Here is a 23,378-nt window from a genome sequence, read left to right as displayed (position 1 = left end):
CGGGGGCCCCGGGAGTTGCGGGGCCCCGCGGCGGTTGCGCGCCTACTCGGCGGTCGGGACCGGCCCGCGGTGCGGCAGAATTCTCCGCATGGGGATAGTCGCCGGGCTGGACAGCTCTTCCGCCTTCACTCGCATCGTCGTCTGCGACACCGACACGGGGGCCGTGCTGCGCCAGGGCTACGCGCCCCACCCGCAGCCGACCGGCGAAGCCGCCGGGTCGAGCCCGCACGAGACCGATCCGCAGGCGTGGCTGCTCTCGCTCGGGGAGGCGGCCGGCAACGGACTCCTCGAAGGGGTCCAGGCCATCGGCGTCTCCGCGCAGCAGCACGGCCTGCTGCCGCTCGACGCCCAGGGCGGCCTGGTCCGCCCGGCGCTGGTCGGCAACGACAAGCGGGGCCAGGTCGCGGCGGCCGACCTGATCGAGGCGCTCGGCGGCCGGCAGGCCTGGGCGGAGGCCGTCGGTTCGGTCCCGCACGCGGCGCAGCCGCTGGCCAAGCTCGCCTGGCTGGCCCGGACCGAGCCTGAGGCGGCCCGGCGGGTGGCAGTGCTGATGTCCCCGCACGACTGGCTCGTCTGGCAGTTGCTGGGCCGGCCCGCGCGGCGCACCACCGACCGGGGCGGCGCCTCCGGCACCGGCTACTGGTCGCCGGCCACCGGCTCCTACCGCCCCGACCTGGTCGAGCTGGCGCTCGGGCACCAGGCGTTGCTGCCCGAGGTGCTCGGTCCGGCCGACGCCGCCGGGACCACCCCCGAGGGACTGCTGATCTCCGCCGGGACCGGGGAGACCATGGCCGCCGCGCTCGGACTGGGCCTGGTCCCGGGTGACGCGGTGGTCTCGCTGGGCGCCTCGGGGTCGGTGATGGCCGTGCACCACCAGGCGGTCTTCGATCCGGGCGGCCTGATCACCTCGCTCGCCGACGCCAGCGGCATGCACCTGCCGGTGGTGAACACCTCCAACGCCGTACGGGCCCTGCGGGGCACCGCCGAGCTGCTGGGCACCGACCTGGAGGGGCTGAGCGCGCTCGCGCTCAAGTCGACGCCGGGCGCGCACGGTCTCGTACTCCTGCCGTACCTGGAGGGGGAGCGGACGCCGAGCCTGCCGCACGCCGCGGGAACCCTGGCGGGCCTGCGCCGGGACTCGATGAAGCCCGAGCACCTGGCGCGGGCCGCGTTCGAGGGCATGCTGTGCGGGCTGGTCGACGCCCTGGACGTGCTGCGGCACCGCGGAGTGGAGATCCGCCGGGTGTTCCTGCTGGGCGCGGCGGCCGAGCTGCCCGCCGTACAGGCCGCCGCGCCGGGGCTGTTCGGCACGCAGGTCGTCGTCCCGGCCCCGGCCGACTACGCCGCGCTGGGCTCCGCGCGCCAGGCGGCGTGGGCGCTCGGGGTGGCGCAGGGCACGCTGGCACCGCACACCCCGCCGGTCTGGCCGGCCCCGGCCGGCCAGACCTTCGAGCCGGGCGAGGAGTTCCCGGCGTGGCAGGCGGTGCGCCAGCAGTACGTCGCGACGCGCGAGCAGATCCACCCCGGGGCCTTCCAGGGCGCGACGGCGTAGGACCCCCGTCGGGAGAGCTACGCCTTTTGACCGGGCTTTGCGAAAAGCATTGGGGTTCGGGCCGCCGGTTGGCCGAAGATGGGGTGAACCCCCCTCGATCTTGCCGACCGGAGCCTGCGCGTGCTCATACGACTGCTGGGGACGCACCTGCGTCCTTATCGGAAACCCATCGCCCTCCTGGTGCTGCTGCAACTGCTGCAGACCAGTGCGAGCCTCTACCTGCCCACGCTCAACGCGGACATCATCGACAACGGTGTCGTCAACGGTGACACGGGTTACATCGTGCGCTTCGGCGCGCTGATGCTGGGCGTCTCGCTCGTCCAGCTGACCTGCAACGTGGGCGCCGTCTACTTCGGCGCCCGCACCGCGGCCGCGGTCGGGCGGGACGTCCGGGCCGCCGTCTTCGACCGGGTGCAGAGCTTCTCCGCCAGGGAGCTCGGCCAGTTCGGCGCCCCGTCGCTGATCACCCGTACGACGAACGACGTCCAGCAGGTCCAGATGCTGGTGCTGATGACCTTCACCCTGATGGTCTCGGCGCCGATCATGTGCATCGGCGGGATCGCCATGGCGCTGTCGCTCGACGTGAAGCTGTCCGGCGTGCTGCTCGCCGTCGTCCCCGTCCTCGGCCTCTCCGTCGGCACGATCGTCTACAAGACGCGCCCGCTGTTCCGGAAGATGCAGACGCGGCTGGACATCGTCAACCGGGTGCTGCGCGAGCAGATCACCGGCAACCGGGTGATCCGCGCCTTCGTCCGCGACGACTACGAGAAGGAGCGCTTCCGGGAGGCGAACGCGGAGCTCACCGGGGTGTCGCTGGCCTCCGGCAAGCTGCTCGCGCTGATGTTCCCGGTCGTCATCCTCGTCGTGAACATCTCCAGCGTCGCCGTCATCTGGTTCGGCGCGATGCGCATCGACAGCGGCGGCATGGAGATCGGCCAGCTGACGGCCTTCCTCGCCTACCTGATGCAGATCGTCATGTCCGTGATGATGGCCACCTTCATGTTCATGATGGTGCCGCGCGCCGAGGTCTGCGCGGAGCGCATCCAGGAGGTCCTCGACACGGACTCCAGCGTGGTCCCGCCCGCCGACCCGGTGCGCAAGCTCCTGCGGCGGGGGCAGCTGGAGCTGCGCGGCGCCGACTTCCGCTACCCGGGCGCCGAGGCCCCGGTGCTGCGCGGGGTGCACCTGCTGGCCCGGCCGGGCGAGACGACCGCCGTCATCGGTTCCACGGGCAGCGGCAAGTCGACGCTGCTCGGGCTGGTCCCGCGGCTGTTCGACGCGACCGGCGGCGCGGTGCTCGTCGACGGGGAGGACGTGCGCCGGCTCGACCCGGAGCTGCTGGCCAAGACGGTCGGCATGGTTCCGCAGAAGCCGTACCTGTTCTCCGGGACCGTCGCCTCCAACCTGCGCTACGGGCGCCCCGACGCGACGGACGAAGAGCTGTGGAACGCCCTGGAGGTGGCCCAGGCCAGCGGGTTCGTCTCCGAACTCGAGGGCGGTCTGGACGCGCCGATCACCCAGGGCGGCACGAACGTCTCCGGCGGGCAGCGCCAACGCCTGGCAATCGCCCGCACGCTGGTGCAGCGTCCGGAGATCTACCTGTTCGACGACTCCTTCTCGGCCCTGGACTACGCGACGGACGCGGCGCTGCGCGCCGCGCTGGCCCGCGAGACCCAGGAGGCGACCGTCGTCATCGTCGCCCAGCGGGTGTCCACGATCCGCGACGCCGACCGGATCATCGTCCTGGACGAGGGCCAGGTGGTGGGCGAGGGACGCCACCAGGAACTGATGGCCGGCAATGAGACCTACCGGGAGATCGTGCTCTCCCAGCTGACGGAGGCGGAGGCCGCATGAGCGGGCCCGGAGGACGGATGATGACGGGACCGGTCCAGCGGTCCATGGACTTCAAGGGATCGGGCAAGCGGCTGCTGGGCCAGCTCGCGCAGGACCGGGTCAAGATCTGGGGCATGGTCGCCGCCGTCGTCGGCAGCGTCGCCTGCTCGGTGGTCGGGCCGAAGATCCTCGGCAACGCCACCGACCTGGTGTTCGCGGGGATCGTCGGGCGGCAGATGCCGGCCGGGCTCACCAAGGCGCAGGCGCTGGACGGTCTGCGCGCCAGGGGTCAGGGCGGCATGGCGGACATGCTGTCCGGCACCGACTTCACCCCGGGGCAGGGCATCGACTTCGGCGCCGTCGGGGTCGTGGCGGTCTGGGCGCTGGTGGTGTTCACGCTGGCGGGGCTGCTGATGCTGGTCGCGACGCGGCTGTCGAACCACGTCATGAACGGCACCGTCTACCGGATGCGCGAGGAGCTCCAGGCGAAGCTGTCGCGGCTGCCGCTGTCGTACTTCGACCAGCAGAAGCGCGGCGAGGTGCTGAGCCGGGCGACGAACGACATCGACAACATCGGGCAGACGCTCCAGCAGACGATGGGGCAGCTGCTGAACTCGCTGCTGACGATCGTCGGTGTGCTGGCGATGATGTTCTGGATCTCGCCGCTGCTGGCGCTGGTCGCGCTGGTGACCGTACCGGTGTCCGTCTTCGTCGCGGCGAAGATCGGCAAGAAGTCGCAGCCGCAGTTCGTGGCGCAGTGGAAGACCACGGGCGTGCTCAACGCGCACATCGAGGAGATGTACTCGGGGCACGCGCTGGTCAAGGTCTTCGGGCGGCAGAAGGAGTCGGCGGCGGTCTTCGCCGAGCAGAACGAGGCGCTGTACCGGGCCTCGTTCAAGGCGCAGCTGGTCAGCGGGATCATGCAGCCGGTGATGTTCTTCATCTCGAACATCAACTACGTACTGATCGCGGTGGTCGGCGGTCTGCGGGTGGCCTCGGGCACCCTGTCGATCGGTGACGTGCAGGCCTTCATCCAGTACTCGCGCCAGTTCTCGATGCCGCTGACGCAGGTGGCGTCGATGGCGAACCTGGTGCAGTCCGGGGTCGCCTCGGCGGAGCGGGTGTACGAGCTGCTGGACGCGCAGGAGCAGGAGCCGGACGTGGCGGTCCCCGAGCGGCCGGAGCGGCTGCGGGGCCAGGTCACCCTCGACAAGGTGGCGTTCCGCTACGAGCCGGACAAGCCGCTCATCGAGGACCTGTCGCTGAGCGTCGAGCCGGGGCAGACGGTCGCGATCGTCGGTCCGACGGGCGCGGGCAAGACCACGCTCGTCAACCTGCTGATGCGGTTCTACGAGGTCACGGGCGGCCGGATCGCCCTGGACGGGGTGGACGTCGCGAAGATGACCCGCGAGGAACTGCGCACGGGCATCGGCATGGTGCTCCAGGACACCTGGCTGTTCGGCGGCACCATCGCCGAGAACATCGCCTACGGCGCTTCGCGCGAGGTCACCCGCGAGGAGATCGAGGAGGCGGCGCGCGCGGCGCACGCGGACCGCTTCGTCCGCACCCTGCCGGACGGCTACGACACGGTGCTGGACGACGAGGGCGCGGGCGTCAGCGCGGGCGAGAAGCAGCTGATCACGATCGCGCGGGCGTTCCTGTCGGACCCGGTGATCCTGGTGCTCGACGAGGCGACCAGCTCGGTGGACACCCGTACGGAGGTGCTGATCCAGAAGGCGATGGCCCGGCTGGCGCACGGCCGTACGTCCTTCGTGATCGCGCACCGGCTCTCCACCATTCGCGACGCCGACGTGATCCTGGTGATGGAGAGCGGCTCGATCGTGGAGCAGGGCACGCACGACGAGCTGCTGGAGTCGGGCGGCGCCTACGCCGGGCTGTACGCGGCGCAGTTCGCGCAGGCGGTGGCCGAGGTCGACTAGATCCCGCTGGTTCCCGCCGCCGGCCGTCAGGGGTGCCCTCGTACGGGGGCACCCCTTCCGCGTCCCCGGCCGGCCGGCGGCCGCGCGGTCGGCAGGGCCGAGGCGGCCGTCGGCCACCCCGTCGGGAGGGCCGCGCGGTCGGCGGGCCGCTCAGTCGAGATAGCCGCGCAGTTGGTCGGCGAAGGCGTGGTCGCGCAGTTTGTTGAGCGTCTTGGACTCGATCTGGCGGATGCGCTCGCGCGTCACGCCGAAGATCCGGCCGATCTCCTCCAGGGTGCGCGGGCGGCCGTCGGCGAGGCCGTAGCGGAGCTGGACGACCTTGCGTTCGCGTTCGCCGAGCGTCGACAGCACGGCTTCGAGGTGCTCGCGGAGCAGGAAGAACGCGGCGGATTCGACGGGTGAGGCCGCGTCCCCGTCCTCGATGAGGTCCCCGAGCGCCACGTCGTCCTCCTCGCCGACCGGCGCGTGCAGCGAGACCGGCTCCTGCGCGAGGCGGAGCACCTCCAGCACCCGTTCGGGGGTCAGTTCCAGGTGGGCGGCGACCTCTTCGGCCGTCGGCTCGTACCCGCGCTCCTGGAGCATGCGGCGCTGGACGCGCACGACGCGGTTGATCAGTTCCACGACGTGTACGGGGACGCGGATGGTCCGGGCCTGGTCGGCGAGGGCCCGGGACATCGCCTGCCGGATCCACCAGGTGGCGTAAGTGGAGAACTTGTAGCCGCGGGCGTAGTCGAACTTCTCAACGGCCCTGATCAGTCCGAGGTTCCCCTCCTGGACGAGGTCGAGCATGGTGAGTCCGCGGCCCACGTACCGCTTGGCCACGGAGACGACGAGCCGCAGGTTCGACTCGATGAGCCGGCGTTTGGCCATCCGGCCCATGACCACGAGCTTGTCCAGGTCGAGGGTGAGCTGGAGGTCGAGGCCGGTGGCGGCGGCGAGCTTCTCCTCGGCGAAGAGTCCCGCTTCGACGCGCCGGGCGAGTTCGACCTCCTCGGCGGCGGTCAGGAGCGGGATCCTGCCTATCTCACGCAGGTACTGCCGGAAGAGGTCCGCGGAGGGGGCCGCCCCGCCCGTCCCGCCCGGCCCGGCCGCCCGTTCGCCGCCGCGCCCGCGCCGCTCGGGCACCTGCTCCACCAGGTCGAGCGCCTCCGGTTCGCCGGGCTCCGCGTCCACGGCTTCGGGCTCCGCGTCGGCGGGCTCGTCGGCCCGGGCGGGGTGACTCACGTTCGCGGTCAGGGTCTGGGTCTGCACGGGGGCGACCTCCAGGGCTCCGAGGACGGGGGCACCGGATCTCAGTGTGGGGTACGGCACATCGCGGCCACGAGGGGCGTGCGAGCACTTTCTGAGTCCGGTGCGTGACCGCATGGTTACCCCTCGCCGGGACGCGCGAAGCCGTCCGGACGCATGTCCGAGCGGACCTGCGGCTCAGGCCGGCTCGACGCGCACCGCGCAGGTCTTGAACTCCGGCATCCGCGAGACCGGGTCCAGGGCCGGGTTGGTGAGGGTGTTCGCGCGCCCCTCCCCCGGCCAGTGGAACGGCATGAACACCGTGTCCGCGCGGATCGCATCGGTGATGCGGGCCGGGGCCACCGCCCGCCCGCGCCGCGAGACCACCGCCAGCGGCGCCCCCTCGGTCACGCCCAGGCGGGCGGCGAGGCGGGGGTGGAGTTCCACGAACGGGCCGGGGGCGGCGGCGTTGAGCTCCGCGACCCGCCGGGTCTGGGCTCCGGACTGGTACTGGGCCACGACCCGGCCGGTGGTGAGCAGCAGCGGGTACGCCGCGTCGGGGACCTCGGCCGCGTCCCGGTGCGCGACGGGTACGAAGCGGGCCCGGCCGTCTTCGGTGGCGAACCGGTCCAGGAAGAGGCGGGGCGTTCCGGGCGTGCCCTCGGGGCAGGGCCAGAAGACGCCCTGTTCGGCTTCGATCCGGGCGTAGGAGATCCCCGAGTAGTCGGCCGGGCCGCCCGCCGAGGCGCGCCGGAGTTCCTCGAAGACCTCCTCGGGGGCGGTGGGGAAGCCCTTCTCGACACCGAGGCGGGCGGCCAGGCCGTGCAGGACCTCCAGGTCGGTGCGGACGCCCGGCGGCGGGGTCAGGGCCCGGCGGCGCAGCAGGACGCGGCCCTCCAGGCTGGTGGTGGTGCCGGTCTCCTCCGCCCACTGGGTGACGGGGAGCACCACGTCGGCCAGTTCGGCGGTCTCGGAGAGGACCACGTCGGCGACGGCGAGGAAGTCCAGGGAGCGGATCCGGCCCTCGATGTGGGCGGCGCGGGGCGCCGAGACCACCGGGTTGGAGCCCATCAGCAGCAGCGCCCGCACGTCGGTGCCGAGGGCGTCGAGGAGTTCGTAGGCGCTGCGGCCCGGGCCGGGCAGGGTGTCGGGGTCGACGCCCCAGACTCCGGCGACGTGGGCGCGCGCCGCCGGGTCGGCCAGCTTGCGGTAACCGGGGAGCTGGTCGGCCTTCTGGCCGTGCTCCCGGCCGCCCTGGCCGTTGCCCTGGCCGGTGAGGCAGCCGTAGCCGGAGAGCGGCCGGCCGGCGCGGCCCGTGGCCAGACAGAGGTTGATCCACGCGCCGACGGTGTCGGTGCCCTTGGACTGCTGCTCCGGGCCGCGGGCGGTGAGCACCATGGCGGACTCCGGGGCGCAGAACATCCGTACCGCCTCCCGCAGCCGGGGCACGGGGACCCCGGTGATCCGCTCCACCAGCTCCGGCCAGTGCGCCATCACCGCGGCCCGCGCCTCGGGCCAGCCGCTGGTGCGCTCGGCGATGAACGCCTCGTCGGTGTGCCCCTCGGCGACGACGAGGTGCAGCAGGCCCAGGGCGAGGGCGAGGTCCGTCCCGGGGCGGGGAGCGAGGTGCAGGTCGGCCAGTTCGGCGGTGCGGGTGCGGCGCGGGTCCACCACGATCAACGTGCCGCCGTTGTCCTTGAGTTCCCGCAGGAAGCGCAGGGCCGGCGGCATGGTCTCGGCCGGGTTGGAGCCGACCAGGATCACGCAGCCGGTGCGCGGTACGTCCTCCAGCGGGAACGGCAGGCCGCGGTCGAGGCCGAAGGCGCGCTGGTGGGCGGCGGCCGCGGAGGACATGCAGAAGCGTCCGTTGTAGTCGATCTGGGAGGTGCGCAGGGCGACACGGGCGAACTTGCCCAGGGCGTACGCCTTCTCGTTGGTCAGCCCGCCGCCGCCGAACACGCCGACGGCGTCCCGCCCGTGGGTCCGGCCGGTACGTGAGAGGGCCGCCGCGACGGCGTCGAGGGCCTCTTCCCAGCCGGCCGGCTCCAGCCGTCCCGAGCCGGTGCGCACCAGCGGCCGGGTCAGCCGCACCCGCGAGGAGAGCACGGCGGGGGCGGTGCGGCCCTTGCCGCACAGGGCGCCCCGGTTGACGGGGAAACCGGGCCGTTCCTCCACCGTGACGCCGCCGTCCGTCCCGGCGCGCAGGTTCATGCCGCACTGCAGGGCGCAGTAGGGGCAGTGCGTGGCGGTGACGGGTCCGGCGGCGGCTTCGGTGCTCATACGGCCACCGTGCGCCGCCGGTGTTACACGGGCCGGCGCGTCGGGTTACGCCTCTTGTACGGCGGCCTCAGCGCTCCCGCCGGGGCCCGGTGAGGCCGGGCCGCCGGGGGTCACCCGCCGGTCAGCTGCTTGAGCGTGGGGCCCGCCGTCCAGCCGCCGTCGACGGCGAGTTCGGCGCCCGTGATGTAGGCGGCGGCGTCGGAGAGCAGGAAGGCGACGGCGGCGGCGATCTCGTCCGGGACGCCGACGCGGCCCATCGGGGTACCGGGGTAGTTGCCCTCACCGGTGCGGATGCCCGTGGAGGCGGTCATCTCGGTGTACGTCATGCCGGGGTGCACGGAGTTGACGCGGATCCGGGACGCGGCGAGTTCGACGGCGCCGATCTTCGACAGGCCGCGCACGCCCCACTTGGACGCCCCGTACCCGCCGGTGAGCGGGAGCCCGGTGAGCCCGGCGGCGGAGGAGATGTTGACGATGGAGCCGCCGCCGGCCGCGCGCATCAGCGGGACGGCGGCCTTGACGCCGATGAACACGCCGACCAGGTTGATCTCCAGGACCCGGCGGAAGTGCTCGACGCTCTCCTCTTCCAGCAGCCGGCCGGTGGCGATGCCGGCGTTGTTCACCAGTCCGTCCACCCGGCCGAAGGCGGCGGCAGCGTACTCCAGCGCGGTCCGCCAGTCGTCCTCGCTCGTGACGTCGTGGCGCAGGAAGTGCGCGCCGTCCCCCAGTTCGGCGGCCGCGGCGGCGCCCTCCGCCTCCAGCAGGTCGGTGATCAGCACCCGGCCGCCGCCGGCCACGACGGCCCGGGCGGCCGCGGCGCCGAGCCCGCGTGCGCCTCCGGTGATGACGACGGCCCTGCCCTTCAGATCCACCACGGTACCCACCCCTCACTTCTGGCAATACGTGCCAGTCTGTCAGAGCGTCAGGGCCCGCGACACCCCGTCCTCCGCGGGCCCCAGGAAGGTCGGCCGCGGCTTGAACACCGCGTCCAGGGCCGCCTTCCCGGCCGCGAAGACCTCGCGTGCCCCGCCGTAGTACCAGGTCGCGTCGTGTACGTCCGCCACCCCGACCCCGTACGAGTCCACGCCCGCCGCCTGGCACAGCGCGACGGCCCGCCGGATGTGGAAGCCCTGGCTGATCAGCACCGCGCGCTGCACGCCGAAGATCCGCCGGGCCCGCACGCAGGAGTCCCAGGTGTCGAACCCGGCGAAGTCGCTGACGATCCGCTCGTCCGGCACCCCGTGGCGGGTCAGGTAGGCCCGCATCACGTCCGGCTCCGAGTACCCGGTGCGGCTGTTGTCCCCGGTGACCAGGACCACCCGGACCTTCCCGGCGCGGTACAGCTCGGCGGCCGCGTCGAGCCGGTCGGCCAGGTACGGCGTGGGGCGGGCGCCCAGCAGGCCCGCCCCGAACACCACGGCCACCGGGGCGGCGGGCGCCTGGGCCGTGCTGCCGAGCCGGCCGGCGGCCACCGCGTGCGTCCACGCCGAGGGCAGCAGCGCCAGCACGCACAGCGTCATCACCGCCCGTACGGCCCGCCGCCTGGCCCGTACGGTACGGGGCAGCAGCCCGCGCACCCCGCCCGCTATCCGGCTCAGGCGCGCTCCGCGCATGACGTTCCCCCCTGGTCGTCGCCCGGTCGGCCGTCGCCCGGGCTCGCAGGTCAGGACGCCGGCGGGGCCGGTGCGGTTTCAGCCGCCGCCCGGCGGCGAGCGTGCGGCCCGCTGTGAGCAGCCGGAAAAGACCCGTCACCGCGGTGCAACGCGGCGGCAATCTCCGACCCGCAGGATCGGTTCATGACGGAGCCCGCGCACCCTCCCGAATTCCCGTCCTTCCCGTTTCCCCCCGCCACCGCCGCCGAGCTGCTGACCCGGATCACCGCCCAGCTCGGGGCGCAGCTGGACGCCGTGCGTCCGCCGGGGGCCCGGTCCCACGGAGGCCCCCCGTGCAGCCCACCCTCGTCGCCGTCGCCCACGGCAGCCGTGACCCGCGCGCCCTCCAGAGCGTCCGGGCCCTGCTGGAGCGGGTCCGCGAGCTCCGTCCCCGCCTCGACGTCCGCCTCGGGCACATCGAGCTGAACCGGCCGCTGCTGGGCGAGACGCTGCACCGGGCCACCGGTACGGCCGTCCTCGTGCCGCTGCTGCTGAGCCGCGGGCACCACGTCAAACGGGACCTGCCCGCGGCGGCCGCCCGCGCCGGCCACCTCGGCACCCGGGTCGCCGCCCCGCTCGGGCCGCACCCGCTGCTGGTCGAGGCCTTGTACGAGCGCCTCCTGGAGGCCGCCTGGGTACCCGGGACGGCGGTCGTGCTGGCCGCCGCCGGCTCTCGCGACCAGGACGCCGCCGAGGACACCCGCCGCACCGCCGCCCTGCTGTCCGAACGGCTCGACGGGGTGCCCGTCGTAGCGGCCTACGCCTCCGCCGCCGCCCCCACGGTCCCCGACGCCCTGCGCACCCTCGCCGCCCGCGGCCACCACGGGACGGCCGTGGCCTCGTACTTCACCGCCCCCGGGCGGTTCGCCGCCCAGAGCGCCGCGGCCGCGCCCGGCCCGGCCGCGGCGCCGCTCGGCGACCACCCGGCCCTGGCCCGGCTCGTCCTGCTGCGCTACGAGGAGGCCCTCGCCCGGCGCCGGACACCGCCGGAACTGGCCACCGCGTGAGACAGCGCGCGGGTCCGGGCCGCCCGGATCACCCGCCTTGTCGGCTCTTCCGGTTAACGTCTGAACATGGAAGGCATGGAAGGCACCCCCCTCACCACCGCGCGCACCACCCCCTACGAGCCGGCCGACACCGAACGCTGGGCCGCCGAGCCCGACAAACGGCCCGGCCGCACCGCCTTCCAGCGGGACCGCGCCCGCGTGCTGCACTCCGCCGCGCTGCGCCGCCTGGCCGGCAAGACGCAGGTCGTCACCCCCGGGACCCGCTCCTACGACTGGGACGCGAGCCCCCGTACCCGGCTGACCCACTCCCTGGAATGCGCCCAGGTGGGCCGCGAGCTGGGGCTGGCCCTCGGCTGCGACCCCGACCTGGTCGAGGCCGCCTGCCTCTCGCACGACATGGGCCACCCGCCCTTCGGGCACAACGGCGAGGAAGCCCTCAACGAGTTCGCCAAGGACTGCGGCGGTTTCGAGGGCAACGCCCAGTCGCTGCGCCTGCTGACCCGGCTGGAGCCGAAGCGGTTCGTGCCCGACCCGGACACGGGTGGACTCGTCAGCGTCGGCCTCAACCTCACCCGGGCCTCGCTGGACGCCGCGACCAAGTACCCCTGGCCGCGCGGCGGGCACCCCACCGACCCCGACTCGGTGAAGTTCGGCGCGTACGAGGACGACCTGCCGGTCTTCGCCTGGCTGCGCCGGGGGGCGCCCGCCGACCGCAAGTGCTTCGAGGCCCAGGTCATGGACTGGGCGGACGACGTCGCGTACTCCGTCCACGACTTCGAGGACGGTCTGCACGCCGGACACCTCGACCCGAACATGCTCTTCGCCGAGCCGGACCGCGAGGCGATCTGGCGGGTCGCGATCGGCCGGTACGTGCCCGCGGACACCGAACCGCAGGAGCTGCGGGAGGCCCTGGACCGGCTGATGGGGCAGGAGTGGTGGCCGCACGGCTACGACGGCTCGGCCGTCGCCCAGGCCCGGCTCAAGGACGCCACCAGCCAGCTGATCGGCCGTTTCTGCCTGGCCGCCGAGGGGGCGACGCGGGAGGCGTACGGGACCGGCCGGCTCACCCGGTACGCGGCCGAGCTGGTGGTCCCCCGGGAGGCGCGCAACGAGTGCGCCGTCCTCAAGGCGGTCGCCGACCTGTACGTGATGCAGCGCGACGAGCAGGAGCGGCTGCGCGCGGACCAGCGCATCGTCCTGGCCGAACTCGCCGAGGCGCTCAGCGCCCGGGCGCCCGAGGGCCTCGACCCCCAGTTCCGGGCTGCCTTCGAGACCGCCCCCGACGACAAGGCGAGGAAACGCGCGGTCATCGACCAGATCGCCGCCTTCACCGACGCCTCGGCCCGCTCGTTGCACGCCCGTCTCACCAGGCGCGCCCGACGCGCCGACGGGTGAGCTGATCGGGCCACTCCCCCTTCACGGGGCAGGCTCGGTGCGGGACGCTCGCATGTGGCCGCATGTGGCGCACAGGTTATGAGGAGGCATCAGGTGATCGACGCACACCGGACGTTCGTCATCGTCGGCGCGGGTCTGGCCGGGGCCAAAGCGGCCGAGACGCTGAGGTCGGAGGGGTTCACGGGCCGGGTGATCCTGATCGGGGACGAGCGGGACCATCCCTACGAACGCCCTCCGCTGTCCAAGGGGTACCTGACGGGCAAGGAGGAGCGCGACAGCGTCTTCGTCCACGAGCCGTCCTGGTACGCGCGCGCCGACATCGAGCTGCACCTGGGCCAGCCCGCCGTCCAGCTGGACCGGGACGCGAAGAAGGTCGTCCTGGGTGACGGCACGGCGCTGCACTACGACAAGCTGCTGCTGGCCACCGGGGCCGAGCCGCGCCGCCTCGACGTCCCCGGCACCGGCCTGGTGGGGGTGCACCACCTGAGGCGGCTCGCGCACGCGGAGCGGCTCAAGGGGGTGCTGGCCGGGCTGGGCCGGGACAACGGCCACCTGCTGATCGCGGGCGCCGGCTGGATCGGCCTGGAGGTCGCGGCGGCGGCCCGCGGGTACGGCGCCGAGGTGACCGTCGTCGAGCCGCTGGCCACGCCGCTGCACGCGGTGCTCGGCCCGGAGATCGGCCGGCTCTTCGGGGACCTGCACTCCGAGCACGGGGTCCGCTTCCACTTCGGCGCCCGGCTGACCGAGATCGTCGGGCAGGACGGGATGGTGCTGGCCGCCCGCACCGACGACGGCGAGGAGCACCCGGCGCACGCGGTGCTCGCCGCGATCGGCGCCGCGCCCCGCACTGCGCTGGCCGAGACCTCGGGGCTGGCCCTGGTGGACCGGGAGCACGGCGGCGGGATCGCCGTCGACGCGTCACTGCGGACCTCCGATCCGGACGTCTTCGCCGTCGGGGACGTGGCGGCCGCGCACCACCCGGTGCTCGGGACCAGGCTGCGGGTCGAGCACTGGGCCAACGCGCTGAACGGCGGCCCGGCCGCCGCCAAGGCGATGCTGGGGCAGGAGGTCTCGTACGACAGGGTCCCCTACTTCTTCTCGGACCAGTACGACGTGGGCCTGGAGTACTCCGGGTACGCGCCGGTCGGCGGGTACGACCAGGTGCTGATCCGCGGGGACGTGGGCAAGCGGGAGTTCGTCGCGTTCTGGCTGTCGCAGGGGCGGGTGCTGGCCGGGATGAACGTGAACGTGTGGGACGTCACCGAGCACATCCAGGCCCTGATCCGCTCCCACGTGCCGGTGGACCGGGACAAACTGGCGGACCCGTCCGTTCCGCTCTCCTCCCTGGTGGCGGCGGAGGGGGCCTGACGGTTTTGCCGGCGCCCGGCCGTAGACTTCACGCGTGGCAGGACGGATCAACGACGACGACGTGAAGGCGGTACGGGACGCGGTCCCGATCGACGCCGTGGTCTCCGACTACCTCCAGCTGCGCAACGCCGGCGGCGGCAACCTCAAGGGCCTCTGCCCCTTCCACGACGAGAAGTCCCCGTCCTTCCAGGTCAGCCCCGGCAAGGGGCTGTACCACTGCTTCGGCTGCCAGGCGGGCGGGGACACCCTCGACTTCATCATGAAGATCGACCACCTCTCCTTCTCGGAGGCGGTCGAGCGGCTGGCCGGCCAGGCGGGCATCACCCTGCGGTACGAGGAGGGCGGCTACACCGCCGGCACCAGCGGCCGCGGCGAGCGGATCCGGCTGGTCGAGGCGCACAAGGCCGCCGCGCAGTTCTACGTGGACCAGCTGGACGGAGCCGAGGCGGAGATCGGCCGCAAGTTCCTCGCGGAGCGCGGCTTCGACCAGGCCGCGGCGGCGCACTTCAGCGTGGGCTACAGCCCGGCCGGCTGGGACCACCTGACCCGCTTCCTGCGCGGCAAGGGGTTCAGCGACAAGGAGCTGATCACCTCGGGGCTGGCCCAGGACAGCCGCAGCGGGAAGCCGATCGACCGGTTCCGCGGGCGGCTGATGTGGCCGATCCGGGACATCAGCGGCGAGGTCGTCGGCTTCGGCGCGCGCAAGCTCCGCGACGACGACAACGGCCCCAAGTACCTGAACACCCCCGAGACGGCCATCTACAAGAAGTCCCAGGTGCTGTACGGGATCGACCTGGCGAAGAAGGAGATCGCGAAGACCTCGCGGGCGGTCGTGGTCGAGGGCTACACCGATGTGATGGCCTGCCACCTGGCCGGGGTGACCACCGCGATCGCGACCTGTGGCACGGCCTTCGGCGGGGACCACATCAAGATCCTGCGCCGGCTGCTGATGGACAACGCCACGGCCGAAGTGATCTTCACCTTCGACGGGGACGCGGCGGGCCAGAAGGCCGCGCTGCGCGCCTTCGAGGACGACCAGAAGTTCGCCGCCGAGACCTCGATCGCGGTCACCCCGGGCGGGATGGACCCCTGCGACCTGCGGCTCGCGCAGGGCGACGCCGCCGTGTCGGGGCTGGTGGAGTCCCGCACCCCGCTGTTCGAGTTCGCACTGCGGCACATCGTGGCCCGGCACAACCTGGAGAACCCGGCGGGGCGGGCGGCAGCGCTCGACGAGGCGGCCCCGGTCGTCGCCAACATCAAGAACGTCGCGATCCAGCACGAGTCGGCGGTCCAGCTGGCGGGGATGCTGGGCATCCGCGACGAACAGTTCGTGGTCAAGCGGGTCGCGCAGCTCGCCCGCTGGGCGCGCGAGCGGGGCGGCCAGCCCCAGCAGGGCGGCCGCGGCCGGGCGTACGAGGCGGCCCCCGCGCCCGCGGCGGCGGGCGGCCCGGCGCTGAACCTGCGCAGCCCCGCCCACCGCACGGAACGCGAGCTGCTCAAGCTGGCCCTGCAGCGACCGGCCCTGGTCTCCCCCGCCTTCGACGCGTACGGCATCGACGAGTTCACCGCCCCGCCCTACGCGGCGGTCCGCCAGGCCATCCAGGACGCCGGGGGCGCCGCCCTGGGCACCGAGGACTACCTGACCCGGGTCCGGGCGGCCGCGCCCAACGACACCGTGCGCGCGCTGGTCACGGAACTGGCGGTCGAGGCCATCCACGCGAAGACGGTGGACGAGGTCTACGCGGGGGTCCAGCTGGTCCAGGTGCGGCTGCGCGCCGTCGACCGCCGGGTGCACGAGATCCAGGGCACCCTCGCCCGCCTGGGACCGCAGGCTCCGCCGGAGCAGCTGGCGGCCGTCCAGGAGGAGCTGTGGGTCCTCCAGCAGTACGGACAGCGGCTGCGCAACCGCGGGGCCGAAGGGCTCTAGGGCCGGCCGCGGACGAGCCAGTCGCCGCCCGGGATCTCGGTCCCGGATCGGGCGAGGGCGCGGGCCAGGGCCGGGGCGGCCAGGTAGACCCAGGCCAGGACGGGGGTGCCGTCGGGGCGGCGCAGGGCCTGGCGGGCGACCCGGTCGTAGACGTTCCCCGGGCGGCCGGGGCCGTGGTACTCCTCCAGCAGGTCCAGCGCGGTCAGCAGCTCGGCGTGGGCTCCGGGGGCGGGGGTGATCAGCTCTCCGTGTGTCCCCGGCCCCGGGCGCGCGACGGCGTACGGGTAGCCGGGGCCCTCGTAGAGCGCGGTGTCCGGCAGCAGCGCGGGTTCCTCGGCCGCGGTGCGGCCCCGCAGGAACAGGCCGTGGTTGACCTGGCCGGGCCGCAGGGTTCCGTAGACGAAGAACGGCAGCGCGGCCGAGGCGGTGCCCGGCCGGCCGGGCGGCGTCGTGTCGAGCGGGGTCGTGTCGAACGGTGTCACGCGCCCTCCCTGGACTGCCGGCGCGGTACGGGCCGGCTCCGCCCGCGCACTCCCACCGTACGCAGCGCGTGGGGGCGCCGTAAGCCCGCCCCCGGCGGGCCGGAAGGCGGCGTCACCCGGACGGGCAGGGTCCCCCGGACGGCCCAAGCGGGCCGGGGTGAGCTGCGGGAACGCCGACGGGCACGGCGGAGCTGACGCCACATCAGGAGGCGCGGCGCGGGCGGGCCGGGTTATCTCGGAGCACGACCCCGCGTTCCCAGGAGCCCCCATGCGCCGCCGCACCGCCCACGTGCTGACCGCCACCGCACTGACCGCCGTCGCCTTCGCCGGACCGGTCGCGGGCGCGGTCGCCGCCGCGGAACTCGGCATGCCCGGCTTCGCGCCGGGTGACTTCGCCGCGCTGGAGGTCTGGCCGAAGTCCGCCGCCCCGGGCGTGACCGTAACGGTGAACACCAGCGCCTGTGGCCCCTCGGGCCGCGCCGAGGGCGATGCGAGCACCGTCGGCGGCGGCCGCTTCAAGCTGCTGCCCGGCGCCCGCAAGGACATGGTGGTGGGGCAGTTCCAGGTCGCCCGCGACCTCCGGCCGGGCACCTACGACATCGGCGCGACCTGCGCGAACGGCAAGTTCGCCACCGGCGACCTGGTCGTCACCGACCGTGGCCCGCAGGGCCACGTACGGACCGGGGTCGGTGGTGGCACGACCACCACCACCGACCCCGCCAAGATCACGGCGGGAGCGGCCGTGCTGGCCGCGGTCGCCGTCGGCGGTACCTGGCTCCTGCGTCGCCGGGCGAGCGGCACGCGGAGCTGACGGACCCCGCGGCCCCGGCCGCGGTCCGAGCGGTACCGCCCCCGTCGCCCCGCCCCGCGAGGTCCCCCCGTTCGCGGGGCCGGGCGACGGCCAGTCATACGCACGGGAAGCGAGCACGAGGGGGCAGGCATGGTGGGCACCTCCGGCGTCGCCGGCCGCGGCGGGCTCCTGGCCCTCGCCGCCTGCGTGGGCATCTGGCTCGTCGGCAGCGGTTCCGCGGAGACCGTCGGGCCGCCGCTGCCGTCCCCCGCCGAGGCGCTGAGCACGCTCAGCGGCCAGGCCTCGTACGCCGGCAGCATCGCCCCGCTGCCCGGCTCCCCGCCCACCCGGATCCGGATCCCGTCGATCCGGGTGGACGCCCCGCTCGCCGGGCTGGGCCTGCAGGCCGACGGCAGCCTCGAAGTCCCGCCGCCCGCCCGGCGCGACCTCGCGGGCTGGTACCGGGAGGGCACCACGCCGGGCGCCACCGGCACCGCCGTCATCGCGGGCCACGTCGACCACGCCACCGGCCCGGCCGTCTTCTACCACCTGGGCGCGCTGCGCCGCGGGGCCTCGATCGAGGTGGCGCGCGCGGACGGACGTACGGCCGTGTTCACCGTCCACGCCGTCGAGGTGTACGACGCCAGGGCCTTCCCCGACTCCCGGGTGTACGGGCCGTCGCCGCGCGCCGAGCTGCGGGTCATCACCTGCGGGGGCGGCTTCTCCCCCCGGACCGGGTACCAGGGCAACGTGGTCGTCTTCGCCCACCTGACGGGCACGTACTGAAGGGCGCTGCTCAGCCCCACTGCTCGATGCCGAGCTTCACCACCAGCGCCCCGACCACCGTCAGCAGCACCGTCCGGACGAACGCGCTGCCCTTGGTGAGCGCCATCCGGGCCCCGATCATGCCTCCGGCCAGGTTGAAGGCCGCCATCAGCGCGGCCAGTTGCCACAGCACCATCCCCTGGTGGGCGAACATCGCGAGCGCCCCGGCGTTCGTACAGCAGTTGACGATCTTGGCGGTGGCGGAGGCGGTGACCAGGTCCAGGTGGAGCAGCGCGGTGAGGGCGAGGACCAGGAAGGTGCCGGTGCCGGGGCCGATGAGGCCGTCGTAGAAGCCGATGCCGAGTCCGGCCAGGCCGATGGCGAGCAGCACGCGGCGGCGGCTGACGGGCCCGGTGGACGCGGCCGCGCCGAAACCGGGCTTGAAGATCACCACCCCGGCGACGACGACCAGTACCGCCATGATCAGCGGGCGCATGGCGTCCTTGCTGATCCCCCCGGCCAGCGCGGCACCGCCCATGGAGCCGGCGAGCGCGGCCAGGCCGATGCGGACGGCGAGCTTCACGTTCACCGGCGCCTTGCGGACGTAGGTCACGGCCGCTCCGGTGGTGCCGACGATGGCCACCGCCTTGTTGGTGCCGAGGACGGCTGCGGGTGGCGTGTGCGGGAGGCCGAGCAGCAGCGCGGGCAGGAGCAGCAGTCCGCCGCCGCCGACCACGGCGTCGATCCAGCCGGCCGCCGCGGCGGCCACGCACAGCACGATGATCATCGTGGTTGATATGTCAGGCACGGCTCCGACCCTATGGAGCCGTTGGCTGCAATGGCCACGGAAGCCCGGAAACTTGCGCAAAGGTTGAGCTTCGCCGCCTCACGGGCCGTCCGGCCGGCCGCTGAGACGCGCGTTCCGTCCGGGTAACAGCGGCGATGCGGCGGGGAAACAGCGGCCCCGCACGCTCGTGCCATGACCTCGAAACGGCGTGTGGTGGTGATCGGCGGCGGCCTGGCGGGCCTGCGGTGCGCCGCGCGGCTGACCGCCGGCGGTGCGGCGGCGGTCACGGTCCTCGGCGAGGAGCCGCACGCCCCGTACAACCGCGTGCTGCTGGCCGAGGTCCTCGCCGGCCGGTACGACCCCGAGGTGACCGCGCTCCCGGACCCCGGCCCGGCGCTGCGCCGGGGCGTCCGCGCGGTCCGCGTCGACCGCGCCGACCGGGCGGTGCACTGCGACGACGGGGCGGTGCTCGGGTACGACGCCCTCGTCCTGGCCACCGGCTCGAACCCCGTGCTGCCCCCGCTGCGCGGCCTGTTCGAGCCCGATGGCCGGGAACTCCCCCAGGGGGTGCACGCGTTCCGCACCATGGACGACTGTCTGGCCCTCTCCGCGACCTTGCGCCCCGGCGTGCGCGCCGTGGTCATCGGCGGCGGACTCCTCGGCGTCTCGGCGGCCCGCGCCCTGGCCGCCCGCGGCGCCCATGTGGTGCTCGCGCAGCAGGCCGAGCGGCTGATGGAGCGGCAGCTGGACGCGGACGCCTCGGGCCTGCTGCACACCCACCTGACGGCCCTCGGCGTCGAGATCCACACCGAGTGCCGGGTACGCGGGCTGACCACGGCCGCGGACCCCCGCGCCGGGGCCGGAACCCGGGTCACCGGCGTCGAACTCGCCGACGGCTACCGGCTCGGAGCCGACCTCGTGGTGCTCGCCTGCGGGGTGCGCCCGCGCACCGGGCTGGCCCGGGCCGCCGGGCTCGACGTGCGCACCGGCGTCGTCGTGGACGACCGGCTGCGCACCTCCGACCCCCGCATCCACGCCATCGGCGACTGCGCCGAGCACGACGGCCGCGTGTACGGACTGGCCGGAGCCGCGCTGGAGCAGGCCGACGCCGTCGCGGCCGTCCTGACCGGGGCCGGCGGCCCCGCCTGCGGCTACACCGGTACCCGCGCCCTGACCCGGCTCACCCTCACCTCCGGTGGCGACGGCCCACTGGACCTCGCCGCCTTCGGCGAGGCGACGGCGCTGCCCGGGGACGACGTGATCCGCCTCGCCGACGCCACCCGCCGGACCTACCGCAAGGTCGTGGTCCGGGACGACCGGGTGGTCGGCGGGGTCCTCCTCGGCGAACTGTCCACCGTGGGCGCCCTGGCCCGCTCCTGGGAGGACGGGGAAGCCCTGACCGACTTCTCGCACCTGCTCACCGACGACGGAGGCTCCTGATCATGGCCGCAGTCCCGCCCACGCCCACCCCCGCACCCACGGCCGCAGCCGCAGCCGCAGCCGCCGACGGACCCGCCCTCGTGCTCGTCGGCCACGGCATGGTCGGCCAGCGCTACCTGGAGGCCCTCGCCGAGCGCGGGATCACCGCCACGCACCGGGTCACCGTCCTGTGCGAGGAGCCCCGGCCCGCCTACGACCGGGTCCACCTGACCTCCTACTTCTCCGGCAGCACCGCCGAGGAGCTGTCGCTGGTCCCGGACGGCTTCATGGCGCGGCACGGGATCGACCTGCACCTCGGCGACCCCGCCGAGAGCATCGACCGCGGCGCCCGCACCGTCACCTCCCGGTCCGGGCGGGTGTTCCCGTACGACGTCCTCGTCCTCGCTACCGGCAGCTACCCCTTCGTGCCGCCCGTCCCCGGCAAGGACGCCGCCGGCTGCTTCGTGTACCGCACCATCGAGGACCTGCTCGCGATCGAGACGTACGCGAAGGGCCGCGGCAGCGGGGCCGTCGTCGGCGGCGGGCTCCTCGGCCTGGAGGCAGCGGGCGCGCTCCAAGGACTGGGACTGGCCACCCGCATCGTGGAGTTCGCGCCGCGCCTGATGCCCGTACAGGTCGACGACGGGGGCGGCGCCGCGCTGCTGCGGACCATCGAGTCCATGGGCCTGACCGTGCACACGGGCGTCGGCACCCAGGAGGTCCTGACCGCCGAGGACGGCTCGGTGACCGGGATGCGCCTGTCCGACGGCTCGACCGTCCCCGCCGACCTGGTCGTCTTCTCGGCCGGAGTCCGCCCCCGCGACCAGCTCGCCCGCGACGCCGCGCTGACCGTCGGCGAACGCGGCGGGATCTCCGTCGACGCCCGCTGCCGCACCTCCGACCCCCGCGTGTACGCCATCGGCGAGTGCGCGCTGGCCGCCGACGGCCGGGTCTACGGCCTGGTCGCGCCCGGCTACGAGATGGCCGAGACGGCCGCCGACGACCTGCTGGGCCGCGACCGGGAGTTCACCGGAGCCGACCTGTCCACCAAGCTCAAGCTGCTCGGCGTGGACGTGGCCTCCTTCGGCGACGCCCACGGCGCGACCCCCGACTGCCTAGACGTCGTCTACTCCGACTCCCGCTCCGGCGTCTACAAGAAGCTGGTCGTCTCCCCCGACGGCGTGCTGCTCGGCGGGGTCCTGGTCGGGGACGCCGACTCCTACGGACTGCTGCGCCCGCTCACCGGCAGCGTGCCGCCCCTCACCCCCGAACAGCTGGTGCTGCCCGCGGGCACCGGGCCGGCCGCGGCACTCGGCCCGTCCGCGCTGCCCGACACGGCGGTGATCTGCTCCTGCCACAACGTCACCAAGAAGGAGATCACCGCCTGCTCCTCGCTCCCCGAGGTCAAGAAGTGCACCGGGGCCGGCACCGGCTGCGGCGGCTGCCTCAAGGTGATCGGGCAACTGCTGCCCGCCGCCGCCGACAAGGGGCTGTGCGGCTGCTTCCCGTACACCCGCGCCGAGCTGTACGAGATCGTCCGCACCCGCCGGCTGACCTCCTACCGGGAGATCCTCGACGGGCACGGCCGGGAGGCCGCCCGGGGCGGCGAGGGCTGCGAGACCTGCAAGCCGGCCGTCGCCTCGGTCATCGCCTCGCTCGCCGCGACGCTCGGCGCGAGCGGGTACGTACTGGACGGGGAGCAGGCCGCCCTCCAGGACACCAACGACCACTTCCTCGCGAACATGCAGCGCAACGGCTCGTACTCGGTCGTCCCCCGCATCCCGGGCGGTGAGATCACCCCCGAGAAGCTCATCGTGATCGGCGAGGTGGCCCGCGACTTCGGCCTCTACACGAAGATCACCGGTGGGCAGCGGATCGACCTGTTCGGGGCCGCGGTCGACCAGCTCCCGCGGATCTGGGCGCGGCTGGTGGACGCCGGGTTCGAGTCCGGGCACGCGTACGGGAAGGCGCTGCGCACGGTGAAGTCCTGCGTGGGCCGGACGTGGTGCCGCTACGGGGTCCAGGACAGCGTGCGCATGGCCATCGACCTGGAGCTGCGCTACCGGGGTCTGCGCGCCCCGCACAAGCTGAAGTCGGCGGTGTCCGGCTGCACCCGCGAATGCGCGGAGGCGCAGAGCAAGGACTTCGGGGTCATCGCGACGGCGAACGGCTGGAATCTCTACGTCGGCGGCAACGGCGGGGCCACCCCGCGCCACGCGGACCTGCTTGCCCAGGACCTCTCGGACGCCGAACTGATCCGCCTCATTGACCGGTTCCTCATGTTCTACATCCGCACCGCCGACCGGCTGGAGCGGACCGCGGCCTGGCTGGAGCGGCTGGAGGGCGGTCTGGCCCACTTGCGGGACGTGATCGTGCACGACTCGCTCGGCCTGTGCGCGGAGCTGGAGTCCCTGATGGCCGACCACGTCGCCCACTACCGCGACGAATGGGCCGAGACCCTCCAGGACCCCGAGCGGCTGCGCCGGTTCGTGTCCTTCGTCAACGCGCCCGGCACCCCGGACCCCAGCGTGCGGTTCGTGCCGGAACGCGGCCAGGTCAAGCCCGACCTGGCCGTTTTGACCCTTGAGCCCGTGGGAGGCGCCCGGTGACCATCGAGCTGCAAGTGAACGGCGGCTGGCTGACGCTGTGCGAGCTGTCGGAGCTGACCCCCGGGCGCGGGGTCGCGGCCCTGCTGCCCGACGGCAGCCAGGCCGCGGTGTTCGTCGACCGCACCGGCCGCCCGTACGCCATCGGCAACCGGGACCCCTTCACCGGCGCGCAGGTGCTCGCCCGGGGACTGGTGGGCACCGTGACGGGACGCCCCTTCGTGGCCTCGCCGCTGCTCAAGCAGCGCTTCGACCTGGAGTCGGGGCGCTGCCTGGACGACGACGCGGTGGCGGTCCCCACCTACCCGGTACGGACCGCCGTGACCTCGGTCGCCCGGTAGCCGCGCG

General features: G+C 73.9%; 18 protein-coding genes. 12 read left to right on the top strand and 6 right to left on the bottom strand.

Annotated elements, in window-relative coordinates:
- Window positions 1-88 precede the first annotated feature (88 nt).
- The 3 genes from ACWGH1_RS23470 (at window position 89) to ACWGH1_RS23460 (ending at window position 5,325) form a co-directional block, all read left to right on the top strand.
- Window positions 89-1,552: an FGGY family carbohydrate kinase gene (locus ACWGH1_RS23470; RefSeq protein WP_453408978.1), complete on the top strand. Its 1,464-nt coding sequence runs from the start codon at window positions 89-91 to the stop codon at window positions 1,550-1,552.
- Window positions 1,553-1,672: 120 nt separating this feature from the next.
- Window positions 1,673-3,406 carry an ABC transporter ATP-binding protein gene (locus ACWGH1_RS23465; protein ID WP_453408977.1) on the top strand — a complete coding sequence of 578 codons (1,734 nt, stop codon included), beginning with the start codon at window positions 1,673-1,675 and terminating at the stop codon, window positions 3,404-3,406.
- On the top strand, window positions 3,403-5,325 hold the full coding sequence (locus tag ACWGH1_RS23460; RefSeq protein WP_453354789.1) for an ABC transporter ATP-binding protein: 1,923 nt from the start codon (window positions 3,403-3,405) through the stop codon (window positions 5,323-5,325). The genes ACWGH1_RS23465 and ACWGH1_RS23460 overlap by 4 nt, the downstream gene beginning before the upstream one ends.
- A 150-nt stretch (window positions 5,326-5,475) precedes the next feature.
- Here ACWGH1_RS23460 and ACWGH1_RS23455 read toward each other — a convergent pair whose 3' ends face one another.
- From ACWGH1_RS23455 to ACWGH1_RS23440, 4 genes are all read right to left on the bottom strand, one after another.
- Window positions 5,476-6,690, bottom strand: a complete 1,215-nt coding sequence (locus ACWGH1_RS23455) for an RNA polymerase sigma factor (RefSeq protein WP_453354790.1) — start codon at window positions 6,688-6,690, stop codon at window positions 5,476-5,478.
- A 60-nt stretch (window positions 6,691-6,750) separates the two neighbouring features.
- Window positions 6,751-8,832 carry a molybdopterin oxidoreductase family protein gene (locus tag ACWGH1_RS23450; protein WP_453354791.1) on the bottom strand — a complete coding sequence of 694 codons (2,082 nt, stop codon included), beginning with the start codon at window positions 8,830-8,832 and terminating at the stop codon, window positions 6,751-6,753.
- A gap of 110 nt (window positions 8,833-8,942) precedes the next feature.
- Window positions 8,943-9,707: a glucose 1-dehydrogenase gene (locus ACWGH1_RS23445; RefSeq protein ID WP_453408976.1), complete on the bottom strand. Its 765-nt coding sequence runs from the start codon at window positions 9,705-9,707 to the stop codon at window positions 8,943-8,945.
- 39 nt (window positions 9,708-9,746) lie between these two features.
- A complete protein-coding gene (locus ACWGH1_RS23440; RefSeq protein ID WP_453357426.1) occupies window positions 9,747-10,445 on the bottom strand; it encodes a SanA/YdcF family protein in 699 nt (232 codons plus the stop codon).
- A 332-nt stretch (window positions 10,446-10,777) separates the two neighbouring features.
- On the opposite strand from ACWGH1_RS23440, the gene ACWGH1_RS23435 reads away from it, so the two are divergent.
- The 4 genes from ACWGH1_RS23435 (at window position 10,778) to dnaG (ending at window position 16,181) form a co-directional block, all read left to right on the top strand.
- Window positions 10,778-11,491: a sirohydrochlorin chelatase gene (locus tag ACWGH1_RS23435; protein ID WP_453408975.1), complete on the top strand. Its 714-nt coding sequence runs from the start codon at window positions 10,778-10,780 to the stop codon at window positions 11,489-11,491.
- 66 nt (window positions 11,492-11,557) lie between these two features.
- Complete coding sequence (locus tag ACWGH1_RS23430; RefSeq protein WP_453355517.1) at window positions 11,558-12,886, top strand: deoxyguanosinetriphosphate triphosphohydrolase; 1,329 nt, start codon at window positions 11,558-11,560, stop codon at window positions 12,884-12,886.
- Between the two features lie 93 nt (window positions 12,887-12,979).
- Window positions 12,980-14,254: an NAD(P)/FAD-dependent oxidoreductase gene (locus tag ACWGH1_RS23425; protein ID WP_453355516.1), complete on the top strand. Its 1,275-nt coding sequence runs from the start codon at window positions 12,980-12,982 to the stop codon at window positions 14,252-14,254.
- A gap of 34 nt (window positions 14,255-14,288) precedes the next feature.
- The gene (dnaG, locus tag ACWGH1_RS23420) at window positions 14,289-16,181 is read left to right on the top strand and encodes a DNA primase (protein ID WP_453355515.1); all 1,893 of its coding nucleotides are present in this window, start codon (window positions 14,289-14,291) and stop codon (window positions 16,179-16,181) included.
- Here dnaG and ACWGH1_RS23415 read toward each other — a convergent pair.
- Entirely contained in the window at window positions 16,178-16,663 is a 486-nt protein-coding gene (locus ACWGH1_RS23415; protein ID WP_453355514.1) for a gamma-glutamylcyclotransferase family protein, read from the bottom strand. The two genes, dnaG and ACWGH1_RS23415, sit on opposite strands and share 4 nt — an antisense overlap.
- A 268-nt stretch (window positions 16,664-16,931) precedes the next feature.
- On the opposite strand from ACWGH1_RS23415, the gene ACWGH1_RS23410 reads away from it, so the two are divergent.
- Both ACWGH1_RS23410 and ACWGH1_RS23405 read left to right on the top strand, forming a co-directional pair.
- Entirely contained in the window at window positions 16,932-17,474 is a 543-nt protein-coding gene (locus tag ACWGH1_RS23410) for a hypothetical protein (protein WP_453408974.1), read from the top strand.
- Between the two features lie 129 nt (window positions 17,475-17,603).
- Window positions 17,604-18,239: a class F sortase gene (locus ACWGH1_RS23405; protein ID WP_453354799.1), complete on the top strand. Its 636-nt coding sequence runs from the start codon at window positions 17,604-17,606 to the stop codon at window positions 18,237-18,239.
- A 10-nt stretch (window positions 18,240-18,249) separates the two neighbouring features.
- On the opposite strand, the gene ACWGH1_RS23400 is transcribed toward ACWGH1_RS23405, so the two are convergent.
- The gene (locus ACWGH1_RS23400; protein WP_453354798.1) at window positions 18,250-19,026 is read right to left on the bottom strand and encodes a sulfite exporter TauE/SafE family protein; all 777 of its coding nucleotides are present in this window, start codon (window positions 19,024-19,026) and stop codon (window positions 18,250-18,252) included.
- A 171-nt stretch (window positions 19,027-19,197) separates the two neighbouring features.
- Between ACWGH1_RS23400 and ACWGH1_RS23395 the strand changes: the two genes are divergently transcribed.
- The 3 genes from ACWGH1_RS23395 to nirD are packed head-to-tail and all read left to right on the top strand — an operon-like array spanning window position 19,198 to window position 23,371.
- The gene (locus tag ACWGH1_RS23395; RefSeq protein ID WP_453354797.1) at window positions 19,198-20,445 is read left to right on the top strand and encodes an NAD(P)/FAD-dependent oxidoreductase; all 1,248 of its coding nucleotides are present in this window, start codon (window positions 19,198-19,200) and stop codon (window positions 20,443-20,445) included.
- 2 nt (window positions 20,446-20,447) lie between these two features.
- The gene (gene nirB, locus ACWGH1_RS23390; protein ID WP_453354796.1) at window positions 20,448-23,033 is read left to right on the top strand and encodes a nitrite reductase large subunit NirB; all 2,586 of its coding nucleotides are present in this window, start codon (window positions 20,448-20,450) and stop codon (window positions 23,031-23,033) included.
- Window positions 23,030-23,371, top strand: coding sequence for a nitrite reductase small subunit NirD (gene nirD, locus ACWGH1_RS23385; RefSeq protein WP_453354795.1), 342 nt, complete (start codon window positions 23,030-23,032; stop codon window positions 23,369-23,371). Before nirB ends, nirD begins: the two co-directional genes overlap by 4 nt.
- The last annotated feature ends 7 nt before the right edge of the window (window positions 23,372-23,378 follow it).

This window comes from Streptomyces sp. NPDC054883 (assembly GCF_053610645.1).
The sequence above is the reverse complement of the archived record's forward strand: the minus strand, read 5'-3'. Positions and strand labels throughout refer to the sequence as shown.